We start from the raw sequence: 7,716 nt of genomic DNA on the forward strand, positions 1-7,716 counted from the left end.
GCCGCCTTACCTTCCCGTTATGGACCTCGAGCTCAGGCACCTCAGGATCGTCCGCGCGGTCGCGGACGCGGGAAGTGTGAGCAAGGCCGCGTCCCTGCTCGGGCTGGCACAACCGGCCCTGACCGCACAGCTCAAGCGCATCGAGAGGGTGCTCGGCGGCGCCCTCTTCGAGCGCGACCGCCACGGCGCCAGGCCCACCCGCCTCGGCGAACTCGTGCTCGCCAGAGCACGCGTCCTTCTCCCCGCAGCCAAAGAACTGCAGGACGAAGCCGTACGTTTCGCTCACACCCCCTCCCCCGGCTTCCGCATCGGCGCCACGAACGGGCCGATACTCGGCGGCCTGGTCGACCGGCTCGCCGCGGAGCGGAAGGTCAGCACCTACACGTCCTGGTCGACGCACGAGCTGAACAGCATGGTCGAGCTCGGCCGCCTCGACTACGTGCTGACCGGGGCCTGCGGCGACTCCGGCACCCCCACCGGCACGCTCGTATGGGAGACGATCAGCCTCGACCCCGTCTTCTGCCTGGTCGGAGAGGACCATCCCGTCGCCAAGGAGAAGGAGGTGGAACTGGCCGACCTCGCCGGCGAGCAGTGGGCGGTGACGCCGGGCGACGGCTGCTTCGCCGACTGCTTCGCGATGGCGTGCGCGCGGGCCGGGTTCACGCCGGGCACGATCTACGAAACCGACGTGCCGACCTGCACCCACCTCGCGCAGGTCGGGCGGGCCGTCGTACTCTGCCAGGCCACCCACCAGCCCGCCCAGGGGCTGATCATGGTGCCGCTGGCCCGCGCGCCGCTGCGCTGGCGGCAGCTCCTCGGCCGCCACCCCACCGCACCCGAGGCCGCCTGGGTGGTCGGGCAGGCCAAGCAGGCCCACATGGACGCCGTACGCCGGAGCCCGGTCTACTACGACTGGCTGGTACGAAACCCCGGTTACGGCACCGCTCCATAACATGGCGATAGGGGCAAAGTAATACTCCTCCGCGCTTGGAACCGCCGTTACCGTGACGGCACCCCCAGCAGCGAGGAGACACCCATGCTCCGAACCCCGGCGCTGATCGGGATCGCGATCGGCGCGTTACTCGTGACGGCGACCCCGGCCGTCGCCACCGCGAAACCGCCTTCAGGCGTGGTCGACGCCCTGCAGCGCGACCTCGGCATCACGAAGGACCAGGCGATCAACCGCCTGCTCAACGAGGCCCGCGGCAACGCCGCCGCACCCGGCCTGAGCAAGACGCTCGGCGACCGCTTTGCCGGAATCTGGTACGAAGGCGCGGAAAGCGCACTCGTCGTGGCCAGCACCTCCGCCGCCGACACGGCCGGCATCACCCGTGCCGGAGCCAGAGCCCGCGTCGTCCCGCGCTCCTTCGCCCAGCTCGTCTCGGTCAAGGAGGGCCTCGACCGGACGGCGCCACCGGCCTCCGTGCACAGCTGGGCCGTCTCCCCGCAGAGCAACTCCGTCGTCGTCCTCACCGGCGACGAGCAGGCCGCCCGCGCCTGGGTCGCGACCAGCGGCATCTCCGACACCGCCGCCGTGACGTTCGAGGCCTCGGCCGAGCGCCCGCGCCTGTTCTACGACATCCGCGGCGGGGACGCGTACTACACCTCGGAGGGCTACCGCTGCTCGGTCGGCTTCGCCGCCAGGCGCGGCACCCAGCTCGGCTTCACCACCGCCGGCCACTGCGGCGGCAACGGCGTCACCACGACCGGCTACAACCGGGTGGCGCAGGGCACGTTCCAGATCTCGTCGTTCCCCGGCAACGACTACGCCTGGGTCGCCACGAACACCAACTGGACCGCGCCCGGCGTGGTCAACGGCTACAGCGCCGGCATCCTCCCCGTCCGCGGCTCGGCCGTCACCCAGCCCCAGGGCTCCATCTGCCGCTCGGGCTCCACCACCCAGTGGCACTGCGGCACCGTCCAGGCCCTGAACTCCACCGTCAACTACCCGGAGGGCACGGTGTCGGGCCTGACGCGCACCAACGTGTGCGCGGAAGGCGGCGACTCGGGCGGGTCGTTCATCTCCGGCGACCAGGCCCAGGGCATGACGTCCGGCGGCTCCGGCAACTGCTCGGTGGGCGGCACCACGTACTTCCAGCCCATCGGCGAGATCCTCTCGGCAGGCGGCCTCACCCTCGTCACGGCCGGCGGCACCGACCCGCCGCCGACGGGCTGCGAGGGATACGAGGAGACGCACAGCGGCTCGCTGACCTCGAACCAGAGCGTCTACCAGCCGAACGGCTCCTACTACCAGGCGACGATCTCCGGCACCCACTCGGCCTGCCTCGACGGGCCCGACGGTGGGGACTTCGACGTTTACCTGCAGAGATGGAACGGCTCGTCCTGGGCCGTGGTGGCCCGCGGCGACAGCCCTGACTCCGACGAGACCGTCTCCTACAACGGGAGCGCCGGGTATTACCGGTATCGCGTGCATGCGTACAGCGGGTCGGGCGCGTACACACTCGGCCTGAACCGTCCATAGGGCGCGCCGCGCTCTCACCGTCCCCAGGACACGGTGTGCTCGCACCGTCTCCAGGACACGCTCTGAACCATCCGTAGAAGACGGCCGGACAACCCAGGCAGCGGGTGCGGGCACACCCCCTCCCGAGCGCCCCACCCGCTGCCGCCCTCCTCTCCCGGACACGCGCGCGCCCGGAGCACGGTACGAATATGATCGGCTTGGTCTCCAACAACGCCCGCAGGCATGGAATGATGTCGGCGGAGAACTCTCCGTCCGGCCGGGCACCACGACCGGGTCCGATGCTCTAGCCTTAGCTTGCGCGGGGGCTCGGCATGATCCTCTCGTTGCCTGCCGTGCGTCGCACAACTTCATCCAGGGGCGGTAGCTCAGCCGGTCAGAGCATCGGACTCATAATCCGTGGGTCGTGGGTTCAAGTCCCACCCGCCCTACTCTCTTCGACCAGCCCGAACCCCCGCTTGACCTGCGCTGTTGCGCCGGGGCGGGGGTTCTTCGTGTCCGACTGTCTACGGCTTTCGCCGATCGATTGCGGGTGGCTCTCCCCAATGCACCCCCACGATCATGGGTAGCAACAGTCGCCCCTCAGCGCCTAACCGCGGAGGGTGTCCAGGCGCGTAGGGACACGTCAAGCCGGGCCGGGCTTGCACCTCCGTCACCGGCCCCCTCGCCGCTCCGCGGTGAGTAGACGACAAACGGGAAGGCGAAGCAGGCGTGCCTTTGTCCGCGTTGCCCTGCACTAACCCCGACCGATTCGTACTGGGCGGACAAGGGGAAGCTACAGAAACCATGTGCATCCAAGCGGTACTAGCGTGCACAATGGCTTTGTGGCCCAAAAAACCGTGATCTACCTCGACCAGAACAAATGGGTCGAACTACTACGCGAACAGAAACGAAATCCCAGCGGCCCTCTTGCATCCATAGTGCCAACACTGCAAGCGGCAGTTGCCGATGGAAAAATAATGGTCCCCCTGTCCGCTACGCACTATCTAGAGACGTGGCATCGAGCCGACTGGGAATCACGATTCAAACTCGCAACCCTCATGCGCAGCATCTCGCGATACGCCACCCTAGCGCCCGTTCAATACCTTCAAAAACTTGAAGTGAGACGTGCCGTTTTCTGTCGCTTGTTGCCTCGCTACTTCACAACAAAGCCTAGCCTCATAGCGATTGGTTACGGAGTAAATCATGCTTTCAATAGCCCATGGGGGCGGCTGCGACTAATCGAATCAGTCGCAGAAGACGGTAAGCCTGAAGGCCTACCGATCGACGCCTCCGAAGAACTGATAAAGCAGCGGGATGCCGTCCCCCGCGAAAAGTGGGAATGGTGGTCACTGGCTGGCTTCGAAGAGAATATGCGTTGGAAGGATTTTGAAGTCACGGGACAGCATCGCCTAGGTGACAAGTGGATGAAACGCGAAGTTGCCACAGCGGAACGGCTTCGAAGCAACCCTTCCATGCGATCTCGACTTGACGATGTAATCGTAACCGAAGAATTTAATGATTTACTGGACAACATCAACGATATCTGCGAGATGTACAGCCTGGACCCGCATGCTTTGATACAAAGCGCCCAAGACATCAGATCATTCGTCCAGGATGTCCCAACCCGATACACTACTTACAACCTACGTCGCATGCGACATCGAAATCCCCAACACCCCTGGGCGCAACATGACTTCAGTGACTTACTGTCGCTGTCGGTCGCAATCCCATATTCCGATATAGTGATAACGGAACGTCAGTGGGTGCACTTTGCGCACCTCGCGAAGCTGGATCGCACATTCAATACCAAAATAACATCACGCCTGAGCGATCTCAAAAAGTATCTTACCGAACTCTAACCGCAAAGCACCAGCGCAAACAGCCAAAACCCTCGCCTGACCTGCACTTTCGCGCAGGAGACGAGGGTTTTGCGTGTCCAGCCTGTTCTACGGCTCTCGCCTATCGTTTGCGGGTAGCTCTCCCCAATGCGACCCTACGATCATGAGTCGCGGTGGTCGTCCTTCAACGCCTGGTCGATGCGCTGCCTCGCGATCTCGTCTTGGCCGACGATGCACTTGGCGTAGATCCTGAGGAGGACTTCCACGCTGTGACCAGCCCACTCGGCGACTTGCGTGGCGGGTACGCCGGCATTGAGCCATGTCGAGACGCAGGCGTGACGTAGGTCATAGGGCCGTTTGGCTAGAGGCGACCGCACCTCCTTGTCTGTGAGGGCGTTCTGGCGTGCCTTGTTCCACACGCGCCGGTAGGTGATGTAGGGCAGTTCGCTGGCACGTATTCCGGTAAAGAGGCGTTCCCCGGGGCTGGGGGCGAACTCGTCAAGATGGATACGGAACAACTTGGTGAGCGGCGGCGGGCAGGGGACGATGCGTATCACTCCCTCGGTGCGGTGCTTGAGGGCGCGTTCCTCGCGCAGGCTACCGTCGTCGGTCCATTCGCGGCCGGCGAACGGGGCCGCGCTGGCGAAGTGCAGCTCTCCCCAGTCGTTGGCGGGCTCTTCCATCTGGCCCGTCTCGGTGTTCTTGACCAGTGCGGGAATGATGATGTTGTCATCTCTGAGGTTGACGGCTTCCTCTGGGCGCAACGCGGCGTAGTACATCGCGCCGAAGAACGCCACGAGCCGCTTTCCGCTGGGCTTTTGAGCTTCGACCTCAGTGAGTAGGCGACGCGCCTGCATGGGATTGACCACGCTGCGCCTGTCCACCTCGTAAGTGACTTGGGGGGGCTTCCATTTGAGCGACTTGATCGGATTGGAGTCCAAGAGCTTTAGCTCTACGGCGTAGTCCAGCGCGTTTTGAAGGATGGTCTTGTGGCGGCGAATCGTGCTCGTGGCGGCCGGTTTGCCGTTCAGGCGCGAGGTTGCCGCATCGAGCACCGCGCGGACAGTGGCCGCCTCGGCCAGCTCGGAAACCAGCCTGGAGTGCTTGGCCAGCCACGCCAGCACCTCCGCTATCTCCCCCGGTGCTTCGTCTCGTTGCTTGGTGTTGAACGCCCATCGGCGCATGGCCGTGCGTAGGTCGAGGTCGGCAGGCTTGCCGTTGCCGCTTGTGAGCATGGCGGGTGTCGCTGAGGTGAGGGCGCGGGCGATGTCTTGCCTGTATTTCGCTGAGGCGGCTTTCCATTTGAAGTCGGCGAATTTGCAGGCGAAGTCGTACCAGCTCATTTCGGGGCGTTCGATGCGGTTCCACTTCACGGGTTCACCGGTGATCAGGCTGAAGGGCTCGCCCTCGCGAGCAGCAGTGAGGAGATTGCTTCGGTAGCTGTCTGCCTGCGCGCTCCTTTGGAATGTCTTCTTCCAGCGTTTACCGGCAGTGATCCATTCGACTCGGTACGAGGTGACCTTGCCGGCGGCGTTCTTGCGAACCTCGGTCTTGTATACGCGCACCTTGTAGGTGGTGTGCTCCATCAGGCCGCCGCCTCCCCGCGCTCGTTGAGCCAACTTTCGAGGTCATCGATGCGGACACGCAGTGAGCCGTTGGGCAGGGTGATGCAGCGTGGGGCGCGGCCTTTCTGTCGCCAGTCGTAGAAGGTGGATCGCGAGATCTGGAGTTCGGTGCAGACCTCGGCGACGGTGAGCATCGCGTGCAGGCGGGTGACGGTAGCGGCCATCTGGCGCGTTCCTTCCGGGCGTGTGAACCGGTGCATGGGGGCGGCCTCGGCGGTGTGCTCGGCACTGTCGCCGAGGCCCATTGCGGGGCGGTGGGGGCGGGTTTTGGAGGGGGTATCCGTCCCATCCGTCCCAAGCTCATTTCCGCAGGTCAAGCCTGGGACGGGTAGAGAGGGTGGGACGGGTCAACCCGTCCCAGGCATGCTTTCCGTCCCGCGCTGACCTGCACTGACGAGGTTGGGACGGTTGGGACGGATACCCCTGCCGAAGGGCACGACATCGCCCTCGGGAAGCGGGTCGAGGGCGGGGCAGTAGCGCGCCCAGGCATCGGCGAAGTCGGCGCGCTGGTAGCCCTTGGCCTGCCCGGTGGGAAAGCGGATGTTGGCTGAGCGGATGTCGTACTCGCTCAGCATGACGCCGAGCTTTCGCGGGCTGAGTCCGGCTGGCCCGTGCTCGTTCCATTCCCCTTCCGGGTTGGCCTTGAGCCGTTCGAGTAGGACGGCGGTGGGAAGGGCGGTGTCGTCGCCGAACGCGGTGCGGCAGTCGGTGAGCAGGCGTAGCCCCGCGGATGGCCGGCCGTTGTCGTCGGCCTCGGCGGTCAGCGCGACGGCGGCGGCGCGGGCGCGGTCGGGCCAGGTGCCGCCAGCGCGGTCGGCAATGATGATGAGGGGTTCCCAGGTGTCGGCGGCGCGGTCTTCGACGGGCATGGCGGGTTCGGCCTCCTCCAAGGCGGTCAGGTCGGCGCGTAGCCACTGGTTGAGCGCGCCGGCTAGGTGCTCGCGGAGTGGGGTGCGGTCGCGGCGGTGGCGGTAGGGGGCGGCCTTCTCGCCGGGGCCGCGGCGCCGCATCCGGACGATGATGGCGCGGTCTTCGATCGTGTCGGGCATGGCGCCGATGCCGGCGAGTGCGGCCATGGCGAAGGTCGGAATGCTTTCGACCTGGTTGCGGGCCGCGTCGTAGCGTTTGGCCGGGCGGTTGCGCTGGTGGCCGGCGTTCAGCAGGCCACGCAGGTCCTCATTCCCATCGGCTTTGGGGCCAAAGATGGTGTCGGCCTCATCGACCAAGATGGTGGGCGGATCGGCGGTGATGGAGCGGTAGATGGCCGGCGATGAGGAGTTGACGGTGATGAACGGGTCGTGGCAGGTGGCCTCCACGATGTCGAGAAGCCGGGACTTGCCGCATCGCTTTTCGGGGCCCCGGATGACCAGGCGCGGGGCGTGGGCCATTGCGGGTTGGGCGTGGGTGGCGGCGATCCACAGGGTGACAGCGTCGGCGGTTTCGGTACTGGGCAGGATGACGTAGCGGGTCAGGGCGGCGCGGAGCTGGTCCAGCAGAGCGGCGCCGGTGGGCGGATGCCGTTGGGTCATGGTGTCTCTCCTCGGCGGGTCGGGTTCATGCGGCGCGTATGCCGGCGTCGATGCCGTAGCCGATGACGGCGGCTAGGACCCCTCTGAAGATGTTGCTGGCGTGATGGATCACGGGCTGAGGGTCTGGCGATCGAGGTTTGATGGTGAAGCGGCCCTGGGTTGTTGCCCGCTGGATGGCCTCAGCCGGTGGCCGGCTGTAGCGTCCAGGTGCCCTGAGCGTGGGCGAGTCCGAGGTTGATCAGGCGGCGCAGGTTCAGGGCGGC

6 protein-coding genes and 1 tRNA gene are annotated in these 7,716 nt (G+C 65.7%); 4 read left to right on the forward strand and 3 right to left on the reverse strand.

Annotated features, from left to right (window positions below):
- Positions 1–19 precede the first annotated feature (19 nt).
- From ACBJ32_RS13205 to ACBJ32_RS13220, 4 genes are all read left to right on the forward strand, one after another.
- Positions 20–952 carry a LysR family transcriptional regulator gene (locus tag ACBJ32_RS13205; protein ID WP_357865447.1) on the forward strand — a complete coding sequence of 311 codons (933 nt, stop codon included), beginning with the start codon at positions 20–22 and terminating at the stop codon, positions 950–952.
- 84 nt (positions 953–1,036) lie between these two features.
- Positions 1,037–2,482: a S1 family peptidase gene (locus ACBJ32_RS13210; RefSeq protein ID WP_375126927.1), complete on the forward strand. Its 1,446-nt coding sequence runs from the start codon at positions 1,037–1,039 to the stop codon at positions 2,480–2,482.
- A 354-nt stretch (positions 2,483–2,836) separates the two neighbouring features.
- Positions 2,837–2,910 (forward strand) — tRNA-Ile (locus ACBJ32_RS13215).
- A gap of 393 nt (positions 2,911–3,303) precedes the next feature.
- Positions 3,304–4,320, forward strand: a complete 1,017-nt coding sequence (locus tag ACBJ32_RS13220) for a hypothetical protein (RefSeq protein WP_375126928.1) — start codon at positions 3,304–3,306, stop codon at positions 4,318–4,320.
- A gap of 140 nt (positions 4,321–4,460) precedes the next feature.
- Here ACBJ32_RS13220 and ACBJ32_RS13225 read toward each other — a convergent pair whose 3' ends face one another.
- The 3 genes from ACBJ32_RS13225 to ACBJ32_RS13235 form a co-directional block, all read right to left on the reverse strand.
- Positions 4,461–5,885, reverse strand: coding sequence for a tyrosine-type recombinase/integrase (locus ACBJ32_RS13225; RefSeq protein ID WP_375126929.1), 1,425 nt, complete (start codon positions 5,883–5,885; stop codon positions 4,461–4,463).
- Positions 5,885–6,169, reverse strand: coding sequence for a helix-turn-helix transcriptional regulator (locus ACBJ32_RS13230; RefSeq protein ID WP_375126930.1), 285 nt, complete (start codon positions 6,167–6,169; stop codon positions 5,885–5,887). Before ACBJ32_RS13230 ends, ACBJ32_RS13225 begins: the two co-directional genes overlap by 1 nt.
- 102 nt (positions 6,170–6,271) lie before the next feature.
- Positions 6,272–7,453 carry a DUF3631 domain-containing protein gene (locus ACBJ32_RS13235; protein WP_375126931.1) on the reverse strand — a complete coding sequence of 394 codons (1,182 nt, stop codon included), beginning with the start codon at positions 7,451–7,453 and terminating at the stop codon, positions 6,272–6,274.
- Positions 7,454–7,716 lie beyond the last annotated feature (263 nt).

The sequence above is a fragment of the Nonomuraea sp. GTA35 genome (assembly GCF_041950525.1).
Classification (GTDB): domain Bacteria; phylum Actinomycetota; class Actinomycetes; order Streptosporangiales; family Streptosporangiaceae; genus Nonomuraea.

Bases quoted from the DNA above. Each gene is read 5' to 3' on its own strand.
- ACBJ32_RS13230 (WP_375126930.1), bottom strand. From the start codon at position 6,169: ATGGGCCTCGGCGACAGTGCCGAGCACACCGCCGAGGCCGCCCCCATG.
- ACBJ32_RS13210 (WP_375126927.1), top strand. From the start codon at position 1,037: ATGCTCCGAACCCCGGCGCTGATCGGGATCGCGATCGGCGCGTTACTC.
- ACBJ32_RS13235 (WP_375126931.1), bottom strand. From the start codon at position 7,453: ATGACCCAACGGCATCCGCCCACCGGCGCCGCTCTGCTGGACCAGCTC.
- ACBJ32_RS13225 (WP_375126929.1), bottom strand. From the start codon at position 5,885: ATGGAGCACACCACCTACAAGGTGCGCGTATACAAGACCGAGGTTCGC.
- ACBJ32_RS13205 (WP_357865447.1), top strand. From the start codon at position 20: ATGGACCTCGAGCTCAGGCACCTCAGGATCGTCCGCGCGGTCGCGGAC.